A 25,892-nucleotide genomic window follows, 5' to 3' on the forward strand; every position below is an offset into this window, starting at 1 on the left:
ACCAAGAGAGGAGGCGGCCCGTCGTTTTCCATGGAAAGGCGAGGCCGCTTTGTTTCAGGTAAGCGTCAGGTCGGCCTTGTCGTCATCGGCGAGCAGTTTCACGTCGCCGCCGGCGAAGAGCACGTCGACCTCGTCTCCAATGGCAAAGGTGTCCGCCTCGAGCGTCGAGCGCACGATGGCTTTCGAGCCGTCGGCGAGCTCCACCTCGTATTTGGAACCGGAGCCGAGATAGATGGCCTCGCCGATACGCCCGGCGAGCCGGTTGCGGCCATCCCCGCCGCCGCCGCGACGCGCAAGCGCCAGCTTTTCGGGGCGCAGCAGCATCACCGGCTTGCCGCCATCGGCGAGACGCTTGGCGGTCGCCACTCTCTGGCCTGATATCTCGATCGCCGTCTCCTTGCCGGAAGTGGCGGCGGGGCCGCGCAGCACGGTAGAATCGCCGATGAACTTGCCGACGAAAAGCGTCGCCGGCTCGTCGTAGAGTTCGCGGCCGGTGCCGATCTGCTCGATGCCGCCGCGGTTGAACACGGCGATGCGGTCGGAGAGCACCAACGCCTCCTCCTGGTCGTGCGTCACATAGACGAAGGTGGTGCCGAGTTCGCGGTGGATGCGCTTGATCTCGAGCTGCAGCCATTCGCGCAGTTTCTTGTCCAGCGCGCCGAGCGGCTCGTCCATCAGCAGCAGCGGCGGATCGAAGACGATGGCGCGGGCCAGCGCCACGCGCTGCTGCTGGCCGCCCGAAAGCTCGCTTGGAAAGCGATGGCCGAAATCGGCCATCTTGACCATGTCGAGCGCGTGGCGGACGCGGCGTTCGCGTTCTGCCCCGGTGACGCCGCGCAGCTTCAGCGGATAGGCGACATTGCGGCCGACCGTCATGTGCGGGAACAGTGCATAGTGCTGGAACACCACGCCGATGTTGCGCTTGTGCGCCGGCACGCCGACCACGCTCTTTTCCCCGACCAGCAGCTTGCCGCTGGTCAGGTCGGTAAAGCCGGCGATCACGTTCAGCGTCGTCGTCTTGCCTGAGCCGCTCGGGCCGAGCAGCGTCATGAATTCACCCGGCTCGATTCGCAGCGACACGCCGTCGAGCGCCTTGAAGGAACCATAGGCCTTGCTTACCGACTCCAGGTCGATCGCCGCACCGCGATTTTCCGCTTTCTGATTCATAAGCCTCCCTTCCGCTCACGGCCAAGAAGCAGCATGCCGCCGCCGATCAGCAGTGTCGTTGCGCATAAGAGGATCGTGCCGACGGCCGCGACCGTCGGGTCGGCGTCGCGCGTGATGGAAGCGAAGATCTGCACCGGCAACGTCTTGAGATAGGGATTGGTGATGAACAGCGACACGACGATCTCGTCGAAGGAGGTGGCGAAGGCGAACAGCAGGCCTGACAGTACCCCGGGGGCAATCAGCGGCAGCGTCACCGTGCGGAACGTGGTGAGCGAACCTGCGCCCAGGCTCGCCGCGGCTGTCTCCAGCCGCTTGTCGAACACTTCGAGATTGGCCGAAACGGCGATCAACACGAAAGGCAGCGCAAGGATGGTGTGGGCCAGAACGAAGCCGAGCAGTGTGCCGACAAGCCGCGTGTCGAGATAGACGGCGTAGATGCCGATGGCCAGGACCACGCCCGGCACCACCATCGGCGTCAGCATCAGCATGCGCAGGAGGTTTGCCGGCCGCGCCTGCATGCGGTCGAGGCCGAAGGCGGCAAGGGTGCCGAGCACCGTTGCCAGAACCGCAACGATCGATGCGACCTTCAGTGAGTTGAGGAAGCTGGTCGACCAATCCGGATTGGTGACAAAATTTTCGTACCATTGCCAGGAGAAGCCCTGGGGTGGAAATGCCAGCGATTTGTTCTCGTTGAATGACATCGGCACCACGACGAGCGTCGGTGCCACCAACCATATGGCTACCAGCAGGCAGACAAGGCCCAGCATGAGGCGGGTAAGCGGCTTCATCTCCATCAGGGCCGCCCCGCTTGCCGATGGCTGGACCGCATCACGGGCGCGGCAAGCGCCAGCAGCACGAAGGTCGTGACGAGCAGCACCACGCCCATGGCCCCGCCCCTGCCCCATTGCAGGAGGCTGAGCACCTGTGTCTGCACCAGCGTCGACAGCATCGTCGAGCGCGGTCCGCCGAGCAGGGCCGGCGTGATGTAGAAGCCGAGCGCCAGGATGAAGACGATGATCGCACCGGCATAGACGCCAGGCAGCGACAGCGGCAGATACACCGTGAGGAACGCGCGCGAGGGTCTCGCCCCGAGGCTCCGCGCGGCTTGCATCAGCCTGAGATCGATGCCTTTCATGACCGAATAGAGCGGCAGGATCATGAAAGGCAAAAGCACCTGCGCCATGCCGATGACCACGCCCGTCTGGGTGCGGATCAGCCTGATCCCACCGAACCCGAGCGCCCGCAGGATCGAGTTGATGACCCCCGAATCCTGCAGCAGTATCACCCAGGACAAAGTGCGTACCACGCCGCTCACCCAAAACGGGATCAACACACAGAGCAGCAGCACCAAGCGCACGCGTGGTCGGACCGCGGTCATCAGATAGGCATAGGGATAGGCGCAAACCACGCAGACCAGCGTGACCCATGCTGAAATGAGGAAGGTCCGCCGGAGCACGGCAAGGTTGATGGGCGCGCCGAAGAACCAGATATAGTTCTGCAGGCCCCACTGCGGCTCCGACAGGCTGCGCACGACGATGGTGAGCAGCGGATAGCCAATCACCGCGAAAAGCAGGACCAGCGCCGGCAGCGCGAGCGCGAACGGCCGCCACGCCCGGCGCCTTTCGGCGGCCGGAATGGTTGGCTGGGACGCGCTCACGGCTTTTGGTCTCCCTCAGCCGGTCAGTTGCCGGACATCAGCGCGGACCACTTCTCCTGCGCCACCGCGAAGTTCGGGACCCAGAACTTGAAGTTCTGCTTGTAGCCCTGCTTCTGGCGTTCGGGCGTGTTGGTCAGGAAAGCGGAGACGGAAGCGTCGACCTTGGGCTGCGCTTCACTGTTGATCGGCGTGTAAGACGTTTGCTCCGTCAACACCTCCTGCGCGTGCTTGCCAAGATAGGCGTTGAGCAGCGCGTAGGATGCCTCCGTGTCCTTGGCGCCGACGGGGATCGTCATCTGATCCATCACCACCAGCCAGTCCTGCCAGGCCGGTGCGTATTTGGCGCCGTTCTTGACCGCGGTCATGGCGCGGCCTGTCCACATCATCAGCATGTCGGCCTCGCCGGATTCGGCGAGTTGCTGCGATTCTGCACCCGTCTTCCAGAAGATGGTATCGGGGCCGAGCTTGCGAACCACATCGATGGCCTTGTCGATATCGGCCACCGTCATCGCCTTGGGGTCCCCGCCGGCAACCTTGAACGCCTGTTCCAGCAAGCCACCGGTCGGGCTGCCGGAGCCGTCGATTCCGCGCACGCCGGGGAATTTCTGCGTGTCGAAGAAGTCGGCCCAGCTCTTGGGCGGATTGTCCTTGTACTTTTCGGTGTTGTACATCAGCACGACGCCGTAGTTCATCGCCGGCACCGAGCACTCGCCGACCTGGCCCTCGGGAATTTTCGAGACGTCGAGTTTGGTGAAGTCCAGCTTCTGGAACAGTTTGCCGCAATAGACAAAAGGCGGCAGATCGTCGGTATCGACAACGTCCCATGTCACATTGCCGGACTCGACCTGCGCCTGCAGCTTGGCGATCTCGGTCGGGCCGTCATTGAGCAGCTTGACGCCCGACTTGTCCACGAACTCCTTGAGCGCTGCCGCCTGGCCGTCCTGGTAGATGCCGCCATAGGACACGAAAGTCAGGGTCTTGCCCTTCAGCGAGCCTTCGGCCACCTCTCCGGCAACCGGCTTCGATTGCGCGAGCGCGGCCGTCGCCGCCAGAAGCACGCCCAGGCACGCCGCATGTGCAAATTTCACTCTCATGTTCAACTCTCCCATTCCAGAGCTCGCATTTGTTCTCATTCACCCGGATGCGAGCGGTTTCCGGGCCTGTACTGATCGAGTTCCAGCGCGCCGGCGGTCGGCGGCGCGATGATCCAGAGCACCTCCGCCGGTGTGTCGCCGACATTGACCGTGCGGTGCGGCACCGAAGTCGCGTATTCGACGCTGTCGCCTTCGCGCATCAGATGGCGCTCGTCGGCAAGCGTCAGTTCGACGGTTCCCTTGAGCACCATGAACATCTCATGCTCGCCGCCATGCACATAGGCGTCGTCGCCGGTCGAGCCGCCGACCTCGAAATGCCCCGCATAAACCTCGAACTGATGGATCGGCCGCCGCGACAAAAGCATCTTGCGGCCTCGCACGCCGACGGGAACGACAGGCCGTTCCTCGCGCCTCAGCACCTTGTGCAACGGACGGCTGCTGCCCTCGAACAGGTCGTTGATGCCGAGATCGAGAGCGGCGGCGATCCTGAGCAGCGTGCCTGTGTTGGCGCCGCACAGATTGCGCTCGAGCTGGCTGATGAAGCTCGCCGTCGTGCCGGTCATATCGGCCAACCGGCGCAGCGAGACGCGCCTTGCCATGCGCAGCGCCTTGATGCGGGGACCGACGCCGCCGGCCTCAGGGGTGGCCGCGACCGTGCCATTCACCTCTTTCGCCGTGGAGTCCGATACGCGTGGCATTGCCGCTCCCGTTTCACTTAACACCTTATTAAGTGGCGATGGCGTTGGCAAGCGCGGACGGCATGCCAAGACTTCGGCCGCATCGATCCTGCCGGTCGCACCGGATCGGGCTGAAACCGTCCATATGGCGGGAAATCCACCTTAGCGGCGATCCAGGCATGAAAAAACCGACGTCAGCTTGCTTCTGACGTCGGTCATTTAGGTTTTGGGATCGTCGCACCCGGTCTTTCCGAGGAAAAACCGAGGTTGGTTCGATCCGACGCAGACCCGTGGGCGGGGGGCTTGGGGTTTACGAGCCGGTGCCGGACCGAACCGTCTCAGGCAACGCCGGTAAATTCGTCGGACATTGGGGCATGAGCGCGGATAAAAAATGGCCAGAATGTGGCGGAGCATCACCAATTCCAACATGTCGTTTGCAAACGTGACTGGACGCGACGGAAATGGCGCGGGTCCGCACCGCTTCGCCGGCACTTGCAATTCGATAGCGAAAGCGCCAACTTTGGTTGGCAAAGATTCATTTCTGAAGGATCGAGGCATGACCGATCACGGCGGCGGGACGGAGGATGGCGACGCATCCGCGATACTGATCCCGCTCCACGAGGCACGCGGCGCGCGCCTCGACCAGCCGGTGCGCTTCGAGCGGCGCGAACTGGACCAGATCCTGAAACTCTACGGGCGCATGGTCGCCGCCAATGAATGGCGCGACTACGCTATCGATCATCTCACCGACAGGGCCGTGTTTTCGGTGTTCCGCCGGGCCAGCGAGGTGCCGCTGTTCCAAATCGTCAAGGACCCGAAGCTGGCACGCAAGCAAGGCGCCTTCGCCGTCATCGCCGCGGGCGGCCGTATCCTCAAGCGCGGGCAGGAGCTTGGCCGCGTGCTCGGCGTCTTCGACAGCAAGCTGAAGCTGGTCGAGGCCTGAACCGCGGCGCAATTGCTCGGTTGACCTCAGCCTTGGCGCTCATCTAAGTCCTTGTTTTTCTTGGTGGAATTTCCGTTCCGGCAATGATTCCGGATCTGGCGGGGCGGATGCCCCGCCGTTCAGCGCCAGTTGCATGAACACCGTGTCCAGCCAGCGGCCGTGCTTGTAGCCGGAGCCTTCGAGGCGGCCGGAATGACGAAAGCCGAGCTTTTCGTGCAGCTTGACGGAAGCGCTGTCGGGATGGCCATCGCCGATCACCGCGACGATCTGGCGAAAGCCCGCAGCCTCGGCGGCCGCGATCAGGCTTTGCATCAGTTTGAGGCCGACACCCTGGCCCTTGGCATCAGGCGCGACATAGACGGAGTCCTCGACGACAAAGCGATAGGCCGGGCGCGGCCGGAAGGGACCGGCATAGGCATAGCCGAGCACGGCGCCATCCTTTTCCGCCACAAGGTAAGGGAAGCCGCCGGCCTGGAGCGTGTCGAATCGCGTGCCCATTTCGGCGCGACCTGGCGGCTCCAGCTCGTAGCTCCCCGTGCCGCGGGTCACAGCGTCGGCATAGATTTGCGTAATGGTGTCGAGGTCGGCCGCGCGTGCGGCCCGTATAACGATAGTGCTCATTCTTTATGCAGGCCTCTTTGTCTGCCTGCAATAACAGCAAAGGTCGGCGCAAAAGAAAAGGGCGGCCGTTGGGCCGCCCCTTCCAAACCCGATGGTCCAGTCAGACCATGACGCGGACCAGCCCTTAGCGGCGGTCGCCCATGAACTGGAGCAGGAACATGAACAGGTTGATGAAGTCGAGATAGAGCGTCAGCGCGCCCATGATGGCCTTGCGGCCAGCGACGTCGGAGGCGTCGCCCTCGAAATACATCTCCTTGATCTTCTGCGTGTCGTAGGCGGTGAGGCCGGCGAAGACCAGCACGCCGATCGCCGAGACGGCGAAGGACAGCGCCGACGACTGCAGGAAGATGTTGATCACCATCGCGATGATGATGCCGAACACGCCCATGATCAGGAACGAGCCCATCGCCGTCAGGTCGCGCTTGGTCGTGTAACCGAACAGCGACAGCGCGCCGAAGGCCGCGGCGGTGGCGAAGAAGGTCTGCGAGATGCTGGCGGTGGTGTAGACCAGGAAGATCGACGACAGCGACAGGCCGACCAGGCCCGCATAGACCCAGAACGTCGTCTGCGCCGCCGACACGCTCATCGACTGGACGCGGAACGACAGGAACAGAACGGCGGCCAGCGGGGCCAGCATCACCAGCCAGCGCAGCGGCGAGCCGAAGATCGCGTAGCCGAACGAGGTCAGCATCTCGCCGCTCGGCAGCGTCGCGACAGCCGAGGCCGGATCGGTGGTTGTGGCCAGCATGATCGTGCCGACGGCGGCAAGACCAGTGATGAGGAGACCAAGCCCCATCAAATTGTAGACCTTGATCATATAGGCGCGCAGGCCCTGATCGATGTCGACGGCGGCGCCGGGCACGGCGCGCGTCTGATAGTTGCGAATGGGTTCAGCCATTGTGGTCCTCTATTGCTTCTGCCCCGTCCGGTGTCGGGTCCACCCGGACCCAGGCGCCGCTGGCGGGACTCCAGCATGCCTGCGGCGAAATATGATGGTTATTCGCGTCAAGAACAAGACCGTAACCGGGTGTAATGCTTCGTGAGGCACGCATGGCGCGGTTTTCCAGCCCTTTGGCCGCGAAACATTACGTCGATTTAACCAAATGCCGGCCGTCGGCGGGGTGGAAGCGATGCGGACTCAGAGGTTTCGCAGCACGGGCGCTGCCTTGTGGCCGAGCACCCGCCAGGTGCCGGCGAGACCGATGCCGACGGTGATGACCAGCGCAAAGAGAATGGTCGCCACCGCCACTTCCGGCATGAAATGCGACGGCAATGTCATGATGCGGGCGACGACGAACCATGCGGCGGCACTGCCGGCGGCGAGCGCGAAGACCGCCGTGGCGAGGCCGATCAGCATGTATTCGAGCGAGAAGGCCGATATCAGCGTCAGCCGCGTCGCACCGAGCGTCTTCAGCACCACCGCGTCATGGATGCGCGCCCGGTTGCCGGCGGCGAGCGCGCCGGCCAGCACCAGCACCGACGCGATCAGTGCCACGCCGGCCGCCGCCCTGATCGCCGCGCCGAGCTGTCCGACCAAACGGTTGACGATGTCGAGCGCGTCCTTGACGCGGACCGTAGTGACTGCCGGGAAGGCGCGGGTGACGGCATTGAGGATGCGGGCGTCATCAGCCACGGTGGCGCTCTTTTCGGTCAGCGTCGCCACCCAGCCATGCGGCGCGCCGGCAAATGTGTTGGGCGAGAACACCATGACGAAGTTGATGCCCATCGTCTCCCATTCGACCTGGCGGAAATTGGCAATCCTGGCCGTGACATTGCGGCCGAGCACGTTGACGGTGACGGTATCGCCGAGCTTCAGCCCGATTTCCTTGCCTTCCTTGTCGGAAAACGAGACGAGCGGCTCGCCGGTATAATCGGCCGGCCACCAGTTCCCCTCGGTCAGCGTCGCGTTGTCCGGCTGCTTGGCCTCATAAGTCAGGCCGCGGTCGCCGCGCAGCACCCAGGCGCCCTCCGCCGGCACCTTGACCTTGTCGACGGCGACGCCGTTGAGCGCCATCACCCGGCCGCGCAGCATCGGCACCTTGGCCAGCGTCCCCTGCGGGGCCTCCTTGCTGATCAGACTGGAGAAGCCGTCGACATCGCTGCTCTGGATATCGACGAAGAAGAAGTTCGGCGCCCGCTCAGGCAGGCTGCCGGAGATCTGCCGCCGCAGATTGCCGTCGATCAGCGCCAGCGTCACCAGCAGCGTCAGGCCAAGCCCCAGCGACAGCACCACCGACGGCGTCAGCGCGCCTGGCCGATGGATGTTGCCGACGGCGAGCCTGAGCGCCACGAAGCGCACGCGCGGGCTCTTCCTTGCCGCCCATTGCACCAGCGCACCGACCAGGCGCAGCACCAGGAAGGCGAAGATGGTGGCCCCGACGAAGATCGAAGCGATGCGCTGGTCGCCCGAAAACAGGATGGCGAGCGCTGCAAGAAGCACTGCGATGCCGAGCGCCGAAACGACATAGATAGCGCGTGGAAAACCGCGGCCTTCCAGTCCCATCTCGCGGAACAGCGCGGTCGCCGGCACATCGCGGGCGCGACCGAGCGGCAGCAGCGCGAAGGCCAGCGTCACCAGCAATCCGAACAGCGCCGCCATGCCGAGCGCGCCGGGATAAAAGCCGCCTTGCGCCGGCACCGGAATGACCGACTGAAGCGCGGCGCTCGCGGCGAAGGGCATCAGCGCACCGAGCACCAGACCGGCGGCGATGCCGAGGGCCGCGATCATCAGGATCTGCACGAGGTAAACGGCAAAGACGAAGCCGCCCGATGCGCCCAGGCTCTTGAAGGTGGCGATGACGCCGCGCTTGCCGTCGAGATAGGCGCGCACCGCGTTGGCGACGCCGACGCCGCCGACCACCAGCGCCGTCAGCCCGACCAAAGTCAGGAATTGCGAAAAGCGTTCGATGTTGGAAGAGAGCGCCGGGGCCGCATTGCTGCGCGTGCGGATCGACCAGCCGGACTCCGGGAAATCCTTGGCAGCCTTGTCCTGGATGGCCTTGAGCCGCGCCTCGTCGGCGTCGGGGGCCAGCCGGATCTTGTAGGAATTCTCGACGAGGCTGCCCGGCTGAACCAGCCCTGTCGCGACCAGGCCCTCGGTCGAGATCATCAGGCGCGGCGCGAAACCGAAACCTTCGGACACGGCATCGGGCTCGGTGACCAGCCTGGCGCGCAGTTCGAAGGTGGCGGTTCCGAGCTTCAGCCGATCGCCGAGCTTCACATGCAGCCGCTCAAACAGCAAGTCGGGCGCGGCCGCGCCGAAAACACCGAACTGCTCGCCGAACAGTTCCTGCTTCGTCAGCGCCGGCTCGGTTTCCAGCGCACCGTAAAGCGGATAGGCCTCGTCGACGGCCTTGGCCTCGACCAGCGCCTGATCGGAGCCGTCGGCAAGCCGCGCCATCGAGCGCATGCTGGCGGTTCTCGACACCGTGCCCAGCCCATCGAGGAAGCCGCGTTCGGCTTCGCTTGCGTCGCGCTGGTTAAGCTGGAAGCGCAGATCGCCGCCAAGCAGCGTCTGGCCCTGGTTGGCAACGCCGCCACTGATCGAGCGGGCCACGGAATTCACGCCGCCGATCGCCGCGACGCCGAGCGCGATGCAGGCAAGAAAAATCAGAAAACCGGACAGGCCGCCGCGCATCTCGCGCAAGGAGAAGCGGACGGCGAGCTTCAACGTCCGCGCCGGTGACATCAGGCGATGGCCTTGGTCGGCGCCGGTGCCTCGATCCTGCCGGAGCGCATGGAGACCTGGCGCGAACAGCGCGCCGCGAGCGCCTGATCATGCGTGACCAGCACCAGCGTCATGCCGCGCTCGGCCGCCTTGGCGAACAAAAGGTCGGCGACCTGCTTGCCGGTCGCCTGGTCGAGATTGCCGGTCGGCTCGTCGGCGATGAGGATGCGCGGCGACGGCGCCAGCGCCCGGGCCATCGCGACGCGCTGCTGCTCGCCGCCCGAAAGTTCGCCGGGATAGTGCGTGACGCGGTCGCTCAAACCCACGGCCGCCAGCTCGCGTTCCGCCACCGAGAACGGATCGGCATGGCCGGCCAGCTCCAGCGGCACGGCGACATTTTCGAGCGCCGTCATATTGGGGATGAGATGGAAGGACTGGAACACGATGCCGATGTTTCGCCCCCGAAACGATGCGATCTGATCCTCGCTCTTGCCGTTGAGCAGCTCGCCGGCGATTCGTACCGTGCCCGAATCGACCCTTTCCAGACCGGCGAGAACCATGAGCAGCGTCGACTTGCCCGACCCCGACGGCCCGACGATGCCGGTCGCCTCGCCGCGCGCCACATCGAGGCTGACGCCCTTCAGCACATGGACGGACGAGGCGCCTTCGCCCAATGTCAGCGATACGTCTTTCAGCTCGATGACGGCTTCTGTCAAAATGAAAGCGTCCTATATGGAGATGAGGGCTTCGCCTGCCGGGCCGTCGCCGGAAGAATTCTCTGTCATATGGGACCTGCCGCATGTCTTTCCAACGCAGAATTGCCGCAGGCCTGATCGTTTTCCTCGCCATTTGCGGCGCCATTTCGTCGGCACGCGCCGAGCCTTTCAAGATCGTCGGTTTCGGCGACAGCCTGATGGCCGGCTTCGGCCTCGGACCCGACGAAGGTTTTACCGACAGGCTGCAGGCGGCGCTGCGCGCCAGGGGCAGGGATGTGACCGTCGCCAATGCCGGCGTTTCCGGCGACACCTCCAGCGGCGGGCTGGCGCGGCTCGACTGGTCGGTGCCGGACGGCACACAGCTTGTCATCCTCGAACTCGGCGCCAACGACATGCTGCGCGGCGTTTCCCCCGACATCACCCGCAAGAACCTGGATACGATGCTGGCCAAGCTGAAACAGCGCAAGATCGCCGTTCTGCTGGCCGGCATGCGCGCAGCGCCCAATCTCGGCGCCGATTATCAGAACGCCTTCGACGCCATCTTTCCGGAACTGGCCGCAAAATACGGCGTTACCTTGTACCCGTTCTTTCTCGACGGCGTAGCCGGCCGGTCCGCCCTGCAGCTTGAGGATGGCTTGCATCCGAACGCCAAGGGGGTCGCCCAGATGGTCGAGCGCATCCTGCCTGCGGTCGAGAAGGCCATCGCGGCGGTGCCGGGAGGATCGTGAGACGGGATAGGCCCTTTCCGTTGGGGAAATCTTTTTGACGAGACCTGTGACCAACAAACCTCTTGCCCCGTTTGATTATCGATGATTCGCTGGGGGCACAGTTCGATTCGAGGAAGGGAGGCTCTTCATGCCGCGTCTTTTCACCGCCCTCGAAATTCCGCGTGACGCCGCCCTTTCGCTGTCCCTGCTCAGGGGCGGCCTGCCCGGGGCCCGCTGGATCGACGTCGAGAACTATCATCTGACGCTGCGCTTCATCGGCGATGTCGAAGGCCATGTCGCCGACGAGATCGCCAACGCGCTCGACCGCGTCCACCGCCCCTCCTTCCCGCTGACGCTGTCGGGCGTCGGCGCTTTCGGCCAGAAGAAACCGCATGCCGTATGGGCCGGGGTCTCTGCCTCGCCGGATCTCTCGGCGCTTCAGGCTGAAATCGAGCGCATCTGCCAGCGGCTCGGCATTCCGGCCGATCCGCGCAAGTTCATGCCGCATGTCACACTGGCCCGCCTGCGCAATTCGAGCCCGCTGGACGTCGCCCAATATCTTTCGGCGCGCGGCAATTTTTCGACATTGCCGTTCCGCATCAGCCGGTTCGTCTTGATGTCGTCGCGCGATTCGGTCGGCGGCGGCCCCTACATCGTCGAGGAAGCCTGGCCGCTGTCGGGCGCCGATACGCGCGCGGCAAGCCGCGTCGCCAGCGCCTCCGACGCTTCGCGGATCATGCGGTAGACCTCGGCGAAGGCTTCCTCGCCGTCGTGATAGGGATCCGGCACGTCTCGCGCCTTTCCCTGCGCAAATTCCAGGAACAGGTGGATGCGGTCGCGCACGCCGGCGGGCGCCAGCGTCTTCAGGTCGGCGACGTTCGACCTGTCCATGCCGAAGATCAGGTCGAAACGCGAGAAATCCTCGGGCGCGATCTTGCGTGCCCGCAGTTCCGATATGTCGATGCCGTGGCGCGACGCGATGGCGATCGAACGCCGATCGGGGGCGGAGCCCGCCTCCCAGTCGCTGGTTGCGGCTGAATCGAGCACTATGTCGCGGCCCAGTCCACGTTCCGTCAGCACGGAACGAAGCACGCCTTCCGCCAGCGGCGAACGGCAGATGTTGCCCAGGCAGACGAACAGAATGGATTTTATGGGCTTCGTGCTCATCGATCCGGCGCTATGGTGAAAGTCATCTTCGAAATAGCACAGGAACCGGACATGACGAGAGAGAAACTTGGCAAGGAAGCCATCGTCGCGGCGCTGACAGACCTCGAAGGCTGGTCGCTGGCTGCGGATGGCGCTTCCATCAAACGGACGTTCACCTTCAGGAATTTCTCCGAAGCCTTCGCCTTCATGACCCGCGTCGCGCTTGCGGCCGAGAAGATGGACCATCATCCCGACTGGTCGAATGTCTACAAAACCGTCGACGTGACGCTGAACACGCACGATGCCGGCGGAGTCACGGCGCTTGACATCGAGTTGGCGAAAAAAATGAACCGCTTTGTTGGCTAGGATGGTTGGAGGAGGCGGCGCAACATCCCTCAACTGTAGCTCGACGCGGTAAAAACTGATTCCGATTTTCAGGCCAGCGATCTCCCAAGCTCTTGCAGCAAGCGTCGGGTTTCACCACATTTTGCCCCGCGGCCATGCGCAGGCAAGCGCATGAGCCCGCAAGGAGAAATTGATGGCGCAAAAATTCGGTTTTGATTTCTTCGGCTTTGGCGACAGGCTGGGCGGTGAGGGCGAGGTGCGCGAGAAATTCTGGCGCACGGCCAAGAAGGCCGCGCGGCAGATCCCGTTCATGGAAGATGTCGTCGCGGCCTATTACTGCGCCTTGGACAAGAACACGCCGCTGCGCGCAAAAGGCATCCTGGTGGCGGCACTCGGTTATTTCGTCCTGCCGGTGGATATGGTCCCCGACTTCATCCTCGGCCTCGGCTTCACCGACGATATCGCCGTGCTCACCGCCGCGATCACCGCCGTCAGCGCCCATATCACGCCGGCGCACCGGCAGGCCGCCAAGGACGCCATATCGGACAAGGGCTGAGCCCTGGAACCGGCCTTCGCGCGCGCTGGACACCAGCGTTCAGAGGGCTTGTGGAAAAGTCAAACTCTTGCCGCTTTCATGCCCTCCAAGTCGCCGAAGGGACATCGCGCCAGCCGCTTGAAAGGCGGCGGCGCGAAGACGGCGGCGGTTTCCTGGGGTGAGCGTCCTTTTCTCAGAGGTAATTCACCGTTTGGTAACCCAGATTAAATCAAAATGAAGCGACGGCAGGACGCCACGCGGCCCGCCTCCGCACCATTTGGAATACGGGAAAAACGATGCGCGGATTGATTGCTACAGTTTCGAGCCTGGTCCTGGTGGCCTTCGCAGCGCCGGCGATGGCGCAGCAGGCGACCAAGATCGGCCAGCACAATGCCTGGGGCACCTACAGCTACCAGGCATCGGGCGGCAAGGTCTGCTATGTCCTCACCGTGCCGACCGACAAGCAGCCGCCGACGCTCGACCATGGCGACATGTTCTTCTTCGTCAGCCAGCGGCCCGGCCAGCAGGTATCCTACGAGCCGCAATTCATCGCCGGCTACACTTTCCAGGAAAACTCCAAGGCCACCGTCACAATCGACAAGAAGACGTTTTCGATGTTCACGCGCGGCAAGTCGGCCTGGGTCGAGAACGCCGCCGAGGAGCCGGTGCTGATCGCCGCCATGAAATCCGGCACCGACATGAAGGTGCAGGCCAAGTCCGGCCGCGGCAACACCACCTCCTACGTCTTCTCGCTGAAAGGCATCTCGGCGGCGCTGTCGTCGATCGCCAACTGCAAATAGTCGAAATTTCGCTTTGAACAGAGAGGCCGGACCGCTGGGTCCGGCCTTTGTTTTTCACGCCGGACCTGGTTCCGGCGCCGCCTCCGCCCTGCGCCGGCGGATCGCTTCCGCGATGAAGACGCGCGACAGCGCATGATAGAGCGGCTCGCGCGAGATCATGCGCGCCGTGCCGTAGCCCAGCATCGAGGCCAGCATCAGCGCGATGACATTGTCGTGATTGCCGGTCATCTCCAGGATGATGACGAAGGCCGTCATCGGCGCCTGCACGACGCCGGCGAAATAACCGGCCATGCCGAGCAACGCGGCCGCACCCGTGCTGGCGCCGAAGACGAGGCCGAGCGAGCTGCCGATGCCGGCGCCGACCGAAAGCGAAGGCGCAAAGATGCCGCCCGGAATGCCCGAGACCATCGACAGCAGCCCGGCAAGGAACTTCTCGGCGAAGAAGAACCAGGGCAGCGGCGTGCCTTCAACGGCGCCGCGCGCCTGCGCGTAGCCGGTGCCGAAGGTCAGGCCGCCCGAGGCGATGCCGATCGCCGCGACGCCGAGCCCACAGATGGCGGCGACCAGCAGGACGCGCCGCAAGGGCTGCCCCGTGTTCCAGCGCCGGATCCGGCGCGTCGCCTTCAGCGCCAGGAGCGAGAACAGCGCGCCGAGGCCGCCGCCGATGACGCCGCAGGCAATCACAAGCGGCCACTCGGCGGCAAACGAGATCGTCTCCTTCGAGACACCGAAATAGGTGTAGTTGCCAAGCAGGCCGAGCGAGGCGATGCCGGCCAGGATCACCGCCGTCAGCACCAGCCCGTTGGTCCGCGCTTCGTAGGTGCGGCCCATTTCCTCGATGGCGAAGACGATGCCGGCCAGCGGCGTGTTGAAGGCGGCCGCGATGCCGGCGGCCGAGCCGGCCAGGATCAGGCCGCGCGCCTGCGCCATGCCGCCCCAGCGTGCCGCCTGCAGCATCAACGACGCGCCGACCTGCACGGTCGGTCCCTCACGGCCGATCGAAGCGCCGCAGAACAGGCCGACCAGGGTGAGCGCGATCTTGCCCGCGACCAGCTTCAGCGACAGGATATGGCCGCGGTCGTCATCGTCGCGCAGATGCCGCGCGGCGATCGCCTGCGGAATGCCGCTGCCTTGCGAGCCCGGAAAGAAGGCTTGCGCCAGCCAGGCGCACAGCACGAAGCCGAGCGGCGTGATCGCCAAAGGTAGGTAGAAGCGCCAGCCGCCGTCATCGCCGGTCATGGCATGGAACAGCGCCTGCGCCTTGTCGGCGAGCACCGCGAACAGCACGCTGATCACGCCGATGCAGATCGCGCCGGCCCAGAACACCAGCCGCGGCTGCCACACCCGGCGAGAGCCCCACATCGCGCGCGAACGCCGCAGCAAGGGGTATTTTCGCACTGTACCGGCCATGTCTGTCCTCTCGACGGAACCCCAGCCCTAACACAGGCATGGCCTCGATCAAGATAAGTCGGGACAGCTTTATCGCCGCATTCTTCATGATGTGCATGGATGGGTCGGCGCCAGGCAAACCAGTTTGCAAATTTGACGCTAATGCGACGAAACTTGCGTGAGCCTGTCGTTTATCGTTTGCTTTTGCGTTGTAATCATAGTTGTGATTTGACGGTCCGCGCAAATCAGCCTATTTGCTCAAGAAGGAACAAGCCGTGAACAACCCGTTGGAACTGTTCCTTAATCACAATCGTTGATCGTTCCCGCTGCACCGACAGCAGCAAAAACGAATCGACAGAGTCATTTTGGGAGATTGATCGATGGCAAACCGCAAGCAGTTTCTGAGCGATACCGCCGTTGACCCAGAGCTGGCCACTCTGCTGGAGAAGGCCCGGAAAACTCCTGTCACCGAGGCCCAGCTTTCGGAGCAGAGAATTAGCTTTGCGTTCGGTAATTCGCCGGACTCCGAATTCATCACGAAAGAATCGGTCCGTAAGGCTTCTCATTCGATCCTACTGGCGTCGTAAGAGCCTCGATTGTCCGTCCGCGAAAAGGACGACCCGGAGTTTTTTGCTCGTATCCAAGAGCAGAATTTGCTTCGTCAGTATGACCTACTGACGAACTGCATCGAAATCGGCTTGCGAAAAGGGATCGAAGCGTTCGACAAATATACGCTTTGGTCCCTCAACCATGCCGCCGTCACGAACATCGCACAGTTCGGTGGAAGATACCGGGAACAGCCCATTTATGTAGGCAAGCATCTACCGCCGCATTTCGATAAAGTCGCGAATTTGATGGACCAGTTCTTGTCAGTCGTCCATGAAAACTGGACGATCAACGAGCATCCGACGACCCTAGCGGCCTATGCACTATGGCGCATGAACTGGATCCACCCGTTCGTCGAAGGGAATGGCCGCACTGCGCGCGCCGCTTGCTACTATCTCATCTGTATGCGCTATGGCGCGCTCTTACCTGGCACCAAGATTGTCCCGGAGCGCATACGCGAGAATCGTCAGCCTTACTATGAGGCCCTGAAGGAAGCTGATAAGCATTGGGCAAATGGACACTTTGATGTGTCTGTGCTTGCTGACTACCTGCAACAGCTTCTCAAGGCCCAGCTGGCCGAAGCGTAATAATCGATTATAAACACCTGTTATGGGGCGGCAGACATAATCGTCGTTTTCGCATTGATTATGTGATCGGCTTCATGCACGGCTCCCGCCGACCTTCGAGCCGGCGGGAATATCGATCGACGGCAGGCCTCACATGGCCATTTTTTCGCATTCCGCCTGAGCCTTCTTGGTCGACGTGTCGATCATGAAGGCTTTGCCCTTGGCGTCGGTCATCATCATCATGCAGTGCTTGATCGGCTTTGCCATCTTCATCATCTCGGCACTCATTTTCGCGTCCGGCGTCATGGTGCCCATATGCCCGTCCGGCATGATTGCCGTGACTTGCCCTGCCTTCATCATTGTCATTGTGCCCATCGCGTCTTCGGCAAATGCCTGCGAGGCGGAAAGGCCGACGAAACTGGCAATGACGGCGAGCTTGATAGAGTTCATCGTGCATACTCCCATTTGTCGGGGCATGGTTGCCCCATTCAGGGTTCGAACGCGCGGTGAGAACCGTTACTTCAACACGATCAAGTGATCCGTTTTCGGGCGAAAAGCAGGGACCGCAGGTCTGACCGGCCGGCGCATCTGTCAATCGGTCGGCGCACGGATCGCCTCGCCATCGCATGACTCCGCCGCCAAGCTGTGCTATGGGCCGCGCTTCATATCGGGCCGATGGATGAAATCGGCCGCAAACCGCTTATATCAGTGCAACCATGACCCTTTCATTCGACCTCACCGCCGAAGGCGCCCGCGACGCGTTGCGCGCCCGCGCGATACAGCCGGAAAAGCCGTCGCTGATCGGCCTGACGCGCGCCGAACTGGGCGAGGCGCTCGTCGCGTCCGGCATCGTGCCGGAGCGCCAGGCAAAAATGCGTGCACAGCAGCTCTGGCACTGGATGTATGTGCGCGGCGTCTCCGATTTCGCCGGCATGTTCAACATTTCCAAGGATCTGCGCGCCGAACTCGACAGGCATTTCACCGTGGCGCGGCCCGAGATCGTCGAGGAGCAGGTCTCCGCCGACGGCACGCGCAAATGGCTGTTCCGCTTCCCGCCGCGCGGCGCCGGTCGCCCGGTCGAGATCGAGACTGTCTACATCCCCGAGGAAGGCCGCGGCACGCTCTGCATCTCCTCGCAGGTCGGCTGCACGCTGACCTGCTCCTTCTGCCACACGGGCACGCAGAAGCTGGTGCGCAACTTGACTGCCGAGGAAATCCTCGCCCAGTTGCTCACCGCGCGCGACCGGCTCGGCGATTTCCCCGACCGCGACACGCCCGACGGCGCCATCGTGCCGGCCGAGGGCCGCAAAGTGTCCAACATCGTCATGATGGGTATGGGCGAGCCGCTCTACAATTTCGAGGCGGTCAAGAAGGCGCTGCTGATTGCTTCCGACGGCGACGGCCTTTCGCTGTCGAAGCGCCGCATCACGCTGTCGACCTCAGGCGTGGTGCCGGAGATTTTCCGCACCGGCGAGGAGATCGGCGTCATGCTCGCCATCTCGCTGCACGCCACCAATGACGATCTGCGCGACCTTCTGGTGCCGATCAACAAGAAATATCCGCTCAAGGAGCTGATCGCCGCCTGCCGCGCCTATCCCGGCCTGTCGAACGCCAGGCGCATCACCTTCGAATATGTGATGCTGAAGGACGTCAACGATTCCCTCGACGACGCCAAGGCGCTGGTCAAGCTGCTCAGGGGCATTCCGGCCAAGATCAACCTGATCCCGTTCAACCCCTGGCCCGGCACCAACTACCAGTGCTCGGACTGGGAGACGATCGAGAAATTCGCCGACTACATAAATAACGCCGGCTATGCCTCGCCGATCCGCACGCCGCGCGGCCGCGACATCCTCGCCGCCTGCGGCCAGCTCAAATCGGAATCGGAGCGCATGCGCAAAGTCGACCGGCTGGCGCTGGAAGCCATGATGATCGCGGGGCACGGCGAGGCGTGAGGCGTCTCGTCGCCGGGCTCAAGCGCTTCGTCTTCATAGCAGTCGGCTATATCGCCGCCGTGCTGACCTCGATCCTGGTGCCTGTGCTGCTGATCGCTCTTCTGGAAGGGCTCGAATATGGCAACTGGTCCATCGTTTTCGCATTCGACTGGCTGGTTTCCTTCCCGCTCGCGGTAGCGACGGTGGCGGTCTGCGCGCTGTTGATCGTCGGCCCCGCGATCTTCATGGCCGAACGCTTGTCGCTTCGGGGCTGGTTCTACTTCGCGGCCACGGGCGCGATCACGTCCATCGCATTCGGGGTTCTTGTCCCGGGCTCGGCCGGAGGGTTTGTTTTCAACCCGGGCTTTCTCGGGTTCCTGGCCACCGCCGGCATTGCCGCCGGTTCGGTCTACTGGTTTCTGGCCGGGCGCAAGTCCGGCCATCCCTTACGCCGGGATTCGCAATGACCCGTCTCGTCGCCTATATCGTGCGCCTTGCCGTCATCCTGTTCGGCTATGCCGTCGCCGCGCTGGCGGCCAGCGCGTTCCTCAATGTCCTGTTCCTGGCCTCCCTCGGCTACACGCCGGCGCATGCGGAGCCGGCGGCGACCGCCTCGCTCTATTTCTCGATCCCCTTCGTCGCGCTGTTTGCCGCCTATTTCGCCTTCATGCCGGCGGCCCTCGTGATTCTGATCGCCGAGATTCTCGGCCGGCGCGATTGGCTGTTCTATGCGCTGGCCGGTGCGATCGTCGCCGCCGTCTTCGTCGGCTTCGCCGACCAGATGGGCGACACGCCATTCGCCGTCACCGAGCCGCGCGCCATGGCCGCCGTCATCGGCGGCGGCATGGTCGGGGGCATCTTCTATTGGCTCAGCGCCGGGCGCTGGGCCGGAACCTGGTGGAAAGCCGAACCCTGACCTCGAACCGAGCGCCCACGTAAGCAGGGAGCTTTGCTGACCTCCGGTTCGGAAGAGATCAGCAGCGAACAGCAAAATCCTACTTCGCCTGGGCAGTCAGGATTTTGAGCGCGAACGCGGAAAACACGCCGGCGAAGAGATAGTCGACCACCCGCGTCACGCGCGGGCTGGCCTTCATCGCCGCCGAGAATTTCTCCGCCGCCAGCACCATCGGGGTCGTCACCGGGGTCGAGAGCACGACGAACATGGCGCCGAGGAAGAACAGCTTTCCCGGCGCGTGCGGATCATGCGCGGAGACGAATTGCGGCAGGAAGGTCATGAAGAACAGGATGATCTTCGGGTTGAGCAGGTTGACGCCCAGCCCCACCATCCAGCTCCGGAACAGCGAGATTTGCGGGCCCGTCTTCTTCTCCGGCGAGAAGGCCGAACCCTTGGTGATCGCCTGCCAGGCCAGGAAGACGAGATAGCCGGCGCCGAAGATCTTCAGCACGAAGAAGGCCATCGGCGAGGCGACGATCAGCGCCGAGACACCGACCACCACCAAGGTGGTGTGGATCAGCGTGCCGCACAGCGCCCCCGCCATCGAGGCGAAGCCGGCGGCGCGGCCCTGGCTCAGTGTGCGCGAGACGAACAGCGTCATGTCCGGTCCGGGCGTGATCGCCAGGATGAACGTGGCGATGGCGAACTGGATCAGCGTTGCGGTGTCGGGAATGAAGGACATGGTAGGCCCGTTGACTTTCGATACGCAGCTATAATGAACGGGGCCTGCCGTTGCCAGCGGCTGTGCGACGGAAAGGATGATCCAGCTGTCCCGTATGCCTGTTTCTCCGCGCCTTGCCCCGTTCATCCCTTGCGGTGACCGGAAACGGCGTGATACCTCGCCGGCCGAGAACTCTTGTCGCGGAAACAGCAAATGTCGAAAACAAAAGACGTCAAGAAGGTCGTGCTCGCCTATTCCGGCGGCCTCGACACATCAATCATCCTGAAATGGCTGCAGACCGAGCTCGGCGCCGAGGTCGTCACCTTCACCGCCGACCTCGGCCAAGGCGGCGAATTGGAGCCGGCGCGCCGCAAGGCCGAGATGATGGGCATCAAGGACATCCGCATCGTCGACGTGCGCGAGGAATTCGTTGCCGACTTCGTCTTCCCGATGTTCCGCGCCAACGCCGTCTACGAAGGGACCTATCTGCTCGGCACCTCGATCGCCCGGCCGCTGATCTCGAAACACCTCGTCGAGATCGCAAAGGAGACCGGCGCCGACGCGATCGCCCACGGCGCCACCGGCAAGGGCAATGACCAGGTGCGCTTCGAGCTTTCGGCCTATGCGCTCAATCCCGATATCAAGGTCATCGCGCCCTGGCGCGACTGGTCGTTCAAGTCGCGCACCGACCTCATCAACTTCGCCGAGCAGCACCAGATTCCGGTGCCGAAGGACAAGAAGGGTGACGCGCCGTTCTCGGTCGACGCCAATCTCCTGCATTCCTCTTCCGAGGGCAAGGTGCTTGAGGACCCGTGGAGCGAGCCGCCGGAATTCGTCCATCAGCGCACCGTCTCGCCCATGGACGCGCCGGACAAGGTCACCGAGATCGAGATCGAGTTCCTGAAGGGCGATCCGGTCGCGCTCGACGGCAAGAAGCTGTCGCCGGCAACCATGCTCGCCGCCCTCAACGATCTCGGCCGCGACAACGGCATCGGCCGGCTCGACCTCGTCGAGAACCGCTTCGTCGGCATGAAGTCGCGCGGCGTCTACGAGACCCCCGGCGGCACCATCCTTATCGCTGCCCACCGAGCCATCGAATCGATCACGCTCGACAGGGGAGCTGCCCACCTCAAGGACGAGTTCATGCCGCGCTACGCCGAACTCATCTACAACGGCTTCTGGTTCGCGCCCGAGCGGCTGATGCTGCAGACGATGATCGACAAGAGCCAGGAGGATGTCGAAGGTACGGTGCGTCTGAAGCTCTACAAGGGCAATGTCATCGTTACCGGCCGCAAGTCGAAGAAGACGCTCTATTCCGACGCGCTGGTGACCTTCGAGGACGACCGCGGCGCCTATGACCAGAAGGACGCCGCCGGCTTCATCCGCCTCAATGCGCTGAGGCTGCGGACCTTGGCGGCGCGCAACCGCCGGGACTGACCGCTTTACCGGTCAGCGAACAGGAAACCCGGCAACGCGGCCGGGCTTTCTGCTGAAAAGCAATTCCAGGAAAAGTGTGTCCGTTTTCCCGGGAAAAGCGCGTAGCGCTTTCCCTTGGGAATTGCGCAAAAACAAAGACATAGAGCGGTTCGCCGTCTCAGTGAAACGGTGAACTGCCCTAACGATTACTCGCCATCGATCGCCGTGGCGATACGGGCGATGGCCTGTTGATAGACACTCGCGGAGTTCCAGCCGGCAATTGCACCCATATTCGACTGAGCGCTCGCGCCGGCCTGCCAACCATGCGCCTTGAGGAAGTTGGCCGTGGAAGCCAGCGCGGTGCTCTTGTCGCGCAGGTTTCCGCTGCCCACTCCATATTTCAGGACATTTCCGGGCAGGAACTGCGTGTGGCCGATCTCGCCATGCATGGCCCCGACCGACGAGGCGGTCAACGTTCCGCGATCGACCAGCTTCAGCGCCGCAATGGCATGCGGCTGAAAGTAATCCGGACGGCGGCAGTCATAGGCAAGCGTCAAAATGGCGGACACCGTGTTCTGGTTGCCCATAGAGGCGCCGAAGCCCGTCTCCATGCCCCAGATGGCAAGCAGCACGCCCGGCGAGACGCCGTAGGTCCGTTCGATCTTGTCGAACAGCGCCGCATTCGATTTCTTCAGCGCCCGGCCCTTGGAAATGATCGCCGCCCCGCCGCGGCGCTTCATGAAGGCTTCCACCGAGCCGCTGAAAGCCTTGTGGATGGCGCGGTCCGCGGAAATGGTCCTGGTCGCGTAGGTCGCGCCCGCCAGGGCCGCCAGTCCTCTCGAACCCACGCCCTCGGCCCTGGCCTCCGCTGCGAAGTCCTGCTTCCAGGCATCGAAGCCGGCTCCGGTCTTGCCACAGCTGGCCGCCGCCTGTGCGCCCGTCGCCAGCGCAAGCATCGCCACCACAGTGGCCGCTGCAAACATCTTACCTTTGGCAAGAAATGCCATGTTGTTCTCTCCTGGTTGCCTGAATCACGTCCCGGCCGGAATTTGCCAGTGAAACGCGCACTTGTCACTGTCGCGCGCGCAAGCTGGCCAATGGAAGGGAATTTGCCTACGATCAAGCAAATATTGTGGCAAGAACCACCCATGGCCTGACGATCCTTGCGCCATGTTGCTCAATGACGTCACAGTCGGGAACGACGTCTGTCGGCCGGCGTTTTGCACGACGCGCCTTCCCCTGTTCCCTGGTCCGAGACCGAGATGAAACTCTTCGACTGTCCTCATTGCGGCCATCGTCTCTATTTCGAGAACGCCCGGTGCCTGAACTGCTCCAGTGCCGTGCTCTATGATCCGCAGCGCGCCTGCTTTGCCCTGTCCGGTGCCGACGGCGGCTCCCCATGCGCCAACGCCGACGAATGCGCCTGCAACTGGATGGCCGAGCCGGGACAGCCCTTCTGCCGCGCCTGCGCGCTCAACCAGCTGATCCCGGACCTCTCCGTCGACGGCAACCGCCGCCGCTGGATACGGGTCGAGGCCGCGAAGAAGCGCGCGGTCTATTCGCTGCTGGCTTTCGGACTGCCGGTGACGCCCAAGCAGAACCCCGCCGACGAGGCCGGCCTTGCCTTCGACTTCCTTGCCGATCCGATCGGCGGCGGCCCGGGCGGCGAGCGCATCCTGACCGGCCACGACAATGGCCTGATCACCCTCAACGTCGCCGAAGCCGACTCCGCCGAGCGCGAAAGGCGGCGCGTTGAGATGGGCGAGAACTATCGCACCTTGCTCGGCCATTTCCGCCACGAGCTCGGCCACTACTACTGGGACCGGCTGATCCGCGACGATCCGCAAAGGCTTGACGCCTTCCGCGCGCTGTTCGGCGACGAGCGCACCGGTTACGAGCAGGCATTGAAGAACCACTATGCCAATGGTGCACCACCCGACTGGCAGCAACGCCACATCTCGTCCTATGCCACCTCCCATCCCTGGGAGGATTGGGCCGAAAGCTGGGCCCACCACCTGCACATCACCGACACGCTGGAAATGGTCCATGCGCTGAACTTCCCGCTCGGCCGGCTGGAGACGGTGGAAGCCAACGAATTGCCCCAGGGCGACACCGGGGGCATGCTGCAACCAGCGCCGTCCGAACCGACACCCGCTCCCGAACCGTTCGAAAAGATCCTGTCGCGCTGGCTGGTGCTGTCGGAAGCCTCCAATTCCATCAATCGCTGCATGGGTCTGCCCGACCTTTACCCCTTCGTCATCTCGGATGTCGCGGCGCGCAAACTGGCCTTCGTTCACGACCTTCTGACCGGCCTGCCGCAAGAAACGGGAACAAATCGTGAGTTGGCTTCAACATTTTAGCTGGAACGCATGCGCCGCTCTCCCGTTTTCGCTGCCGAGGGACCATGAAACGGAGAGAAACCATGAAATCCGTATTGTTTCCCGCGGTCGCCGGAATGCTCGCGCTCTTCTCGGGCGCCGCCATGGCCGACACCCCCGTCTCCGCGATCACCGATCTCAACGTCCGCGCTGGCCCAGGCCCGCAATATCCTGTCATCGGCGTGCTCGCCGCCGGCCAGTCGGCGACGCTCAATGGCTGTATCGAAAACAGCAAATGGTGCACCATCGCCGAAGCCGGTGGCCAGGGCTGGGTCTATTCGGACTATGTGACGGCTGATTTCGGCGGCAACCGGGTCGTGTTGACGCGACGTCCGCTCGGCTCCAGCGTCGCCGTCGTGTCGCCGCCCGAGGGCTATTCCACCGACTACACCGGCTCGATCATCGCCGGCGAACCGGTCGAGGACGCCATCCCGCAGCCTCCCGCCGAAGTCAGGACCTATGTCGACACGCATCGCGTCGACCCTGTCTATCTTGAGGGCGAGGTGGTCACCGGGGCCGTTTTGCCCGAGAGTGTCGAACTGCGCGAGATCCCCGATTACGATTACCGCTACGTCTATGTGAACGGCCAGCCGGCGCTGATCGACCCGCAGACGCGGCGCATCGTGTATGTGGTGCGTTGAGGCGGATAGGACACGGGGTTAATCATCGGAGCATGCCTTTCGCCTGCCGGCAGGCAGGCGAGGGCGGCGCGAATGCGCCGAAGGCTGGCGGGGCGTATCGAACAGGAATGATTGCGCAGAACCGCCCGATCCCATAGATCATGCGACGCGAAGCACCAGCTTGCGAGAGAGCGTGATATCGGACCCTGCCGCCTTCGAGCACTATCGAAACACAGCCAACGAAAAGACGACTCTGCCGCGCCTGCTTCTCGGGACCGGGATCGTCGTCCTGTTCTGGGCCGCGTCGACGGGGGTCGTGCTGCTGGGCGGCACCTATGCCTTTTTCGCCTGGCGGACAGCGCAAGGCGCGGCTGCGCCCGCCGGCGGCATGCAGGGTTTCCTTGCGTCGCCAATCGGCATTCTCACCGCGCTCGCGTCTTTCGCCGGCATCTGGATCGGCTTGTGGATCGCCATGCGCTGGGTGCATGGCGAGAAGCTGTCGGCGCTCCTCGGCAACAGCCGTCGCATTTCGCGCTCGGGCTTCGTCAAGGGGCTGGTCGCGGTGTTGGTCACTTCGCTCGTGTCCGAGGTCCTGCTCTACCTGATGCAGCCCGAGATCGCGCGCGGCTCGATTGCCCTGTCGTCCTGGCTGCTGTTCCTGATCCCGATCCTCGCGCTCACTTTTCTGCAGACATCATCGGAAGAGGTACTGTTCCGAGGCTACCTGCTGCGCGGTCTTGCCTACCGGTTCAGGAGCCCGTTCGTCTGGGCGCTGCTGCCGGGCCTGCTGTTCACCTCGCTGCACTGGAGCGCGAGCGCCTCGGCCGCCATCAATGCCTGCGTGCTGGTCTCGATCGCCGCTTTTGCACTGCTTTTGACACTTGTCGTCTATGCCACCGGCAATCTCGGCGCGGCCCTCGGCGCCCATCTCGGCAACAATCTGACCGGCTTCCTGCTGATCTCGCATCAGGAGAGCTACAATTCCTTCGCCCTGTTTACCGCCAGACCACTCGAAGGGCCGGGCTGGGCGACGTCGGACGCGGTCCTCATCGCCACGATCGGCATCGCCTGCAGCCTGCTGACGATACTGCTGCTCTTACACCCGCGCTCGCCGCTGAGCGTCTCGGCCGAACCTGCAGACGGAACGAAGGCGACCTGATTGCTGCGCAGGGAGACCGGCGGAACGGTCCCTTGTCTTGACTCCGCGGCCGTTTTCCTGTCTACAGCCCCGAATTCCGCGACGAGTATCCCTCCGAGCAAGCCGACCAGGACGCCGAAGCCTCTTTGAGGCCAAG

The 25,892-nt window shown here is 63.5% G+C and carries 29 protein-coding genes; 15 read left to right on the forward strand and 14 right to left on the reverse strand.

Annotated elements, in window-relative coordinates; all coding sequences use genetic code 11:
- Nucleotides 1-54 precede the first annotated feature (54 nt).
- From FJ942_RS10755 to FJ942_RS10775, 5 genes are read right to left on the reverse strand one after another with little or no spacing between them, the layout of a single operon-like run.
- Nucleotides 55-1,167, reverse strand: coding sequence for an ABC transporter ATP-binding protein (locus tag FJ942_RS10755; protein WP_140563913.1), 1,113 nt, complete (start codon nucleotides 1,165-1,167; stop codon nucleotides 55-57).
- Nucleotides 1,164-1,961 carry an ABC transporter permease gene (locus FJ942_RS10760; protein WP_140559228.1) on the reverse strand — a complete coding sequence of 266 codons (798 nt, stop codon included), beginning with the start codon at nucleotides 1,959-1,961 and terminating at the stop codon, nucleotides 1,164-1,166. The genes FJ942_RS10755 and FJ942_RS10760 overlap by 4 nt, the downstream gene beginning before the upstream one ends.
- Nucleotides 1,961-2,824 carry an ABC transporter permease gene (locus tag FJ942_RS10765; protein ID WP_140514018.1) on the reverse strand — a complete coding sequence of 288 codons (864 nt, stop codon included), beginning with the start codon at nucleotides 2,822-2,824 and terminating at the stop codon, nucleotides 1,961-1,963. The genes FJ942_RS10760 and FJ942_RS10765 overlap by 1 nt, the downstream gene beginning before the upstream one ends.
- Nucleotides 2,825-2,847: 23 nt before the next feature.
- On the reverse strand, nucleotides 2,848-3,918 hold the full coding sequence (locus FJ942_RS10770) for an extracellular solute-binding protein (RefSeq protein WP_181169881.1): 1,071 nt from the start codon (nucleotides 3,916-3,918) through the stop codon (nucleotides 2,848-2,850).
- A gap of 35 nt (nucleotides 3,919-3,953) precedes the next feature.
- A complete protein-coding gene (locus FJ942_RS10775; protein ID WP_140492232.1) occupies nucleotides 3,954-4,616 on the reverse strand; it encodes an XRE family transcriptional regulator in 663 nt (220 codons plus the stop codon).
- A 535-nt stretch (nucleotides 4,617-5,151) separates the two neighbouring features.
- Between FJ942_RS10775 and FJ942_RS10780 the strand changes: the two genes are divergently transcribed.
- Nucleotides 5,152-5,538, forward strand: coding sequence for a DUF2794 domain-containing protein (locus tag FJ942_RS10780; protein ID WP_140492230.1), 387 nt, complete (start codon nucleotides 5,152-5,154; stop codon nucleotides 5,536-5,538).
- A gap of 39 nt (nucleotides 5,539-5,577) precedes the next feature.
- Here FJ942_RS10780 and FJ942_RS10785 read toward each other — a convergent pair whose 3' ends face one another.
- From FJ942_RS10785 to FJ942_RS10800, 4 genes are all read right to left on the reverse strand, one after another.
- Nucleotides 5,578-6,159, reverse strand: coding sequence for a GNAT family N-acetyltransferase (locus tag FJ942_RS10785; RefSeq protein WP_140897692.1), 582 nt, complete (start codon nucleotides 6,157-6,159; stop codon nucleotides 5,578-5,580).
- Nucleotides 6,160-6,283: 124 nt separating this feature from the next.
- Entirely contained in the window at nucleotides 6,284-7,057 is a 774-nt protein-coding gene (locus FJ942_RS10790; protein WP_140492223.1) for a Bax inhibitor-1/YccA family protein, read from the reverse strand.
- A gap of 240 nt (nucleotides 7,058-7,297) precedes the next feature.
- A complete protein-coding gene (locus tag FJ942_RS10795) occupies nucleotides 7,298-9,847 on the reverse strand; it encodes an ABC transporter permease (RefSeq protein ID WP_140897694.1) in 2,550 nt (849 codons plus the stop codon).
- The gene (locus tag FJ942_RS10800; RefSeq protein WP_140655007.1) at nucleotides 9,847-10,542 is read right to left on the reverse strand and encodes an ABC transporter ATP-binding protein; all 696 of its coding nucleotides are present in this window, start codon (nucleotides 10,540-10,542) and stop codon (nucleotides 9,847-9,849) included. The genes FJ942_RS10795 and FJ942_RS10800 overlap by 1 nt, the downstream gene beginning before the upstream one ends.
- An 83-nt stretch (nucleotides 10,543-10,625) precedes the next feature.
- On the opposite strand from FJ942_RS10800, the gene FJ942_RS10805 reads away from it, so the two are divergent.
- Together FJ942_RS10805 and thpR are read left to right on the forward strand one after the other, a co-directional pair.
- Nucleotides 10,626-11,270, forward strand: a complete 645-nt coding sequence (locus FJ942_RS10805) for an arylesterase (protein ID WP_140897696.1) — start codon at nucleotides 10,626-10,628, stop codon at nucleotides 11,268-11,270.
- A 127-nt stretch (nucleotides 11,271-11,397) separates the two neighbouring features.
- Nucleotides 11,398-11,994: an RNA 2',3'-cyclic phosphodiesterase gene (gene thpR, locus FJ942_RS10810; RefSeq protein ID WP_140524588.1), complete on the forward strand. Its 597-nt coding sequence runs from the start codon at nucleotides 11,398-11,400 to the stop codon at nucleotides 11,992-11,994.
- Here thpR and FJ942_RS10815 read toward each other — a convergent pair.
- Nucleotides 11,898-12,416, reverse strand: a complete 519-nt coding sequence (locus FJ942_RS10815) for a low molecular weight protein-tyrosine-phosphatase (protein WP_140492208.1) — start codon at nucleotides 12,414-12,416, stop codon at nucleotides 11,898-11,900. The genes thpR and FJ942_RS10815 overlap by 97 nt on opposite strands.
- A gap of 51 nt (nucleotides 12,417-12,467) precedes the next feature.
- Here FJ942_RS10815 and FJ942_RS10820 point away from each other — a divergent pair, with 51 nt between their 5' ends.
- From FJ942_RS10820 to FJ942_RS10830, 3 genes are all read left to right on the forward strand, one after another.
- Nucleotides 12,468-12,761 (forward strand): 4a-hydroxytetrahydrobiopterin dehydratase, encoded by a 294-nt coding sequence (locus tag FJ942_RS10820; protein ID WP_140897698.1) that lies wholly within the window; start codon nucleotides 12,468-12,470, stop codon nucleotides 12,759-12,761.
- A 172-nt stretch (nucleotides 12,762-12,933) separates the two neighbouring features.
- Nucleotides 12,934-13,296 carry a YkvA family protein gene (locus FJ942_RS10825; protein WP_140897700.1) on the forward strand — a complete coding sequence of 121 codons (363 nt, stop codon included), beginning with the start codon at nucleotides 12,934-12,936 and terminating at the stop codon, nucleotides 13,294-13,296.
- Nucleotides 13,297-13,571: 275 nt separating this feature from the next.
- Nucleotides 13,572-14,075 carry an invasion associated locus B family protein gene (locus FJ942_RS10830; protein ID WP_140492199.1) on the forward strand — a complete coding sequence of 168 codons (504 nt, stop codon included), beginning with the start codon at nucleotides 13,572-13,574 and terminating at the stop codon, nucleotides 14,073-14,075.
- A gap of 54 nt (nucleotides 14,076-14,129) precedes the next feature.
- Here the strand turns inward: FJ942_RS10830 and FJ942_RS10835 are convergent, their stop codons facing one another.
- A complete protein-coding gene (locus FJ942_RS10835) occupies nucleotides 14,130-15,485 on the reverse strand; it encodes a chloride channel protein (RefSeq protein WP_140563906.1) in 1,356 nt (451 codons plus the stop codon).
- A gap of 359 nt (nucleotides 15,486-15,844) precedes the next feature.
- Here FJ942_RS10835 and FJ942_RS10840 point away from each other — a divergent pair, with 359 nt between their 5' ends.
- Both FJ942_RS10840 and FJ942_RS10845 read left to right on the forward strand, forming a co-directional pair.
- Nucleotides 15,845-16,051, forward strand: coding sequence for a hypothetical protein (locus FJ942_RS10840; protein WP_140897702.1), 207 nt, complete (start codon nucleotides 15,845-15,847; stop codon nucleotides 16,049-16,051).
- Nucleotides 16,052-16,060: 9 nt separating this feature from the next.
- Entirely contained in the window at nucleotides 16,061-16,657 is a 597-nt protein-coding gene (locus FJ942_RS10845) for a Fic family protein (RefSeq protein ID WP_181169883.1), read from the forward strand.
- Between the two features lie 129 nt (nucleotides 16,658-16,786).
- Here FJ942_RS10845 and FJ942_RS10850 read toward each other — a convergent pair whose 3' ends face one another.
- Entirely contained in the window at nucleotides 16,787-17,086 is a 300-nt protein-coding gene (locus FJ942_RS10850) for a hypothetical protein (RefSeq protein WP_140554786.1), read from the reverse strand.
- Between the two features lie 266 nt (nucleotides 17,087-17,352).
- On the opposite strand from FJ942_RS10850, the gene rlmN reads away from it, so the two are divergent.
- The 3 genes from rlmN to FJ942_RS10865 are packed head-to-tail and all read left to right on the forward strand — an operon-like array spanning nucleotide 17,353 to nucleotide 19,483.
- Nucleotides 17,353-18,588 (forward strand): 23S rRNA (adenine(2503)-C(2))-methyltransferase RlmN, encoded by a 1,236-nt coding sequence (rlmN, locus tag FJ942_RS10855; protein WP_140580215.1) that lies wholly within the window; start codon nucleotides 17,353-17,355, stop codon nucleotides 18,586-18,588.
- Nucleotides 18,585-19,034, forward strand: coding sequence for a hypothetical protein (locus FJ942_RS10860; protein WP_140580216.1), 450 nt, complete (start codon nucleotides 18,585-18,587; stop codon nucleotides 19,032-19,034). The genes rlmN and FJ942_RS10860 overlap by 4 nt, the downstream gene beginning before the upstream one ends.
- On the forward strand, nucleotides 19,031-19,483 hold the full coding sequence (locus FJ942_RS10865; protein ID WP_140580217.1) for a hypothetical protein: 453 nt from the start codon (nucleotides 19,031-19,033) through the stop codon (nucleotides 19,481-19,483). Before FJ942_RS10860 ends, FJ942_RS10865 begins: the two co-directional genes overlap by 4 nt.
- 79 nt (nucleotides 19,484-19,562) lie before the next feature.
- On the opposite strand, the gene FJ942_RS10870 is transcribed toward FJ942_RS10865, so the two are convergent.
- The gene (locus tag FJ942_RS10870) at nucleotides 19,563-20,204 is read right to left on the reverse strand and encodes a LysE family translocator (protein WP_140550602.1); all 642 of its coding nucleotides are present in this window, start codon (nucleotides 20,202-20,204) and stop codon (nucleotides 19,563-19,565) included.
- A gap of 192 nt (nucleotides 20,205-20,396) precedes the next feature.
- Here FJ942_RS10870 and FJ942_RS10875 point away from each other — a divergent pair, with 192 nt between their 5' ends.
- A complete protein-coding gene (locus FJ942_RS10875; protein ID WP_140492178.1) occupies nucleotides 20,397-21,620 on the forward strand; it encodes an argininosuccinate synthase in 1,224 nt (407 codons plus the stop codon).
- A gap of 185 nt (nucleotides 21,621-21,805) precedes the next feature.
- Here the strand turns inward: FJ942_RS10875 and FJ942_RS10880 are convergent, their stop codons facing one another.
- Nucleotides 21,806-22,606, reverse strand: coding sequence for a lytic transglycosylase domain-containing protein (locus tag FJ942_RS10880; RefSeq protein WP_140559214.1), 801 nt, complete (start codon nucleotides 22,604-22,606; stop codon nucleotides 21,806-21,808).
- A gap of 255 nt (nucleotides 22,607-22,861) precedes the next feature.
- Here FJ942_RS10880 and FJ942_RS10885 point away from each other — a divergent pair, with 255 nt between their 5' ends.
- From FJ942_RS10885 to FJ942_RS10895, 3 genes are all read left to right on the forward strand, one after another.
- Nucleotides 22,862-23,959, forward strand: a complete 1,098-nt coding sequence (locus tag FJ942_RS10885) for a putative zinc-binding metallopeptidase (RefSeq protein ID WP_140897704.1) — start codon at nucleotides 22,862-22,864, stop codon at nucleotides 23,957-23,959.
- 62 nt (nucleotides 23,960-24,021) lie between these two features.
- Entirely contained in the window at nucleotides 24,022-24,618 is a 597-nt protein-coding gene (locus FJ942_RS10890) for a DUF1236 domain-containing protein (RefSeq protein ID WP_140492169.1), read from the forward strand.
- 172 nt (nucleotides 24,619-24,790) lie between these two features.
- Nucleotides 24,791-25,756: a type II CAAX endopeptidase family protein gene (locus tag FJ942_RS10895; RefSeq protein ID WP_140897706.1), complete on the forward strand. Its 966-nt coding sequence runs from the start codon at nucleotides 24,791-24,793 to the stop codon at nucleotides 25,754-25,756.
- Nucleotides 25,757-25,892 lie beyond the last annotated feature (136 nt).

The organism is Mesorhizobium sp. B2-4-2, from assembly GCF_006442845.1.
In the GTDB taxonomy this organism is placed as follows: domain Bacteria; phylum Pseudomonadota; class Alphaproteobacteria; order Rhizobiales; family Rhizobiaceae; genus Mesorhizobium.

Coding starts and splice junctions, on each gene's coding strand:
- FJ942_RS10795 (WP_140897694.1), bottom strand. CDS start 9,847: ATGTCACCGGCGCGGACGTTGAAGCTCGCCGTCCGCTTCTCCTTGCGC.
- FJ942_RS10830 (WP_140492199.1), top strand. CDS start 13,572: ATGCGCGGATTGATTGCTACAGTTTCGAGCCTGGTCCTGGTGGCCTTC.
- FJ942_RS10790 (WP_140492223.1), bottom strand. CDS start 7,057: ATGGCTGAACCCATTCGCAACTATCAGACGCGCGCCGTGCCCGGCGCC.
- FJ942_RS10755 (WP_140563913.1), bottom strand. CDS start 1,167: ATGAATCAGAAAGCGGAAAATCGCGGTGCGGCGATCGACCTGGAGTCG.
- FJ942_RS10885 (WP_140897704.1), top strand. CDS start 22,862: ATGAAACTCTTCGACTGTCCTCATTGCGGCCATCGTCTCTATTTCGAG.
- FJ942_RS10780 (WP_140492230.1), top strand. CDS start 5,152: ATGACCGATCACGGCGGCGGGACGGAGGATGGCGACGCATCCGCGATA.
- FJ942_RS10825 (WP_140897700.1), top strand. CDS start 12,934: ATGGCGCAAAAATTCGGTTTTGATTTCTTCGGCTTTGGCGACAGGCTG.
- FJ942_RS10785 (WP_140897692.1), bottom strand. CDS start 6,159: ATGAGCACTATCGTTATACGGGCCGCACGCGCGGCCGACCTCGACACC.
- FJ942_RS10805 (WP_140897696.1), top strand. CDS start 10,626: ATGTCTTTCCAACGCAGAATTGCCGCAGGCCTGATCGTTTTCCTCGCC.
- FJ942_RS10870 (WP_140550602.1), bottom strand. CDS start 20,204: ATGTCCTTCATTCCCGACACCGCAACGCTGATCCAGTTCGCCATCGCC.
- FJ942_RS10775 (WP_140492232.1), bottom strand. CDS start 4,616: ATGCCACGCGTATCGGACTCCACGGCGAAAGAGGTGAATGGCACGGTC.
- FJ942_RS10770 (WP_181169881.1), bottom strand. CDS start 3,918: ATGAGAGTGAAATTTGCACATGCGGCGTGCCTGGGCGTGCTTCTGGCG.
- FJ942_RS10820 (WP_140897698.1), top strand. CDS start 12,468: ATGACGAGAGAGAAACTTGGCAAGGAAGCCATCGTCGCGGCGCTGACA.
- FJ942_RS10760 (WP_140559228.1), bottom strand. CDS start 1,961: ATGGAGATGAAGCCGCTTACCCGCCTCATGCTGGGCCTTGTCTGCCTG.
- thpR (WP_140524588.1), top strand. CDS start 11,398: ATGCCGCGTCTTTTCACCGCCCTCGAAATTCCGCGTGACGCCGCCCTT.
- FJ942_RS10840 (WP_140897702.1), top strand. CDS start 15,845: ATGGCAAACCGCAAGCAGTTTCTGAGCGATACCGCCGTTGACCCAGAG.
- FJ942_RS10875 (WP_140492178.1), top strand. CDS start 20,397: ATGTCGAAAACAAAAGACGTCAAGAAGGTCGTGCTCGCCTATTCCGGC.
- FJ942_RS10850 (WP_140554786.1), bottom strand. CDS start 17,086: ATGAACTCTATCAAGCTCGCCGTCATTGCCAGTTTCGTCGGCCTTTCC.
- FJ942_RS10835 (WP_140563906.1), bottom strand. CDS start 15,485: ATGGCCGGTACAGTGCGAAAATACCCCTTGCTGCGGCGTTCGCGCGCG.
- FJ942_RS10815 (WP_140492208.1), bottom strand. CDS start 12,416: ATGAGCACGAAGCCCATAAAATCCATTCTGTTCGTCTGCCTGGGCAAC.
- FJ942_RS10890 (WP_140492169.1), top strand. CDS start 24,022: ATGAAATCCGTATTGTTTCCCGCGGTCGCCGGAATGCTCGCGCTCTTC.
- rlmN (WP_140580215.1), top strand. CDS start 17,353: ATGACCCTTTCATTCGACCTCACCGCCGAAGGCGCCCGCGACGCGTTG.
- FJ942_RS10880 (WP_140559214.1), bottom strand. CDS start 22,606: ATGGCATTTCTTGCCAAAGGTAAGATGTTTGCAGCGGCCACTGTGGTG.
- FJ942_RS10865 (WP_140580217.1), top strand. CDS start 19,031: ATGACCCGTCTCGTCGCCTATATCGTGCGCCTTGCCGTCATCCTGTTC.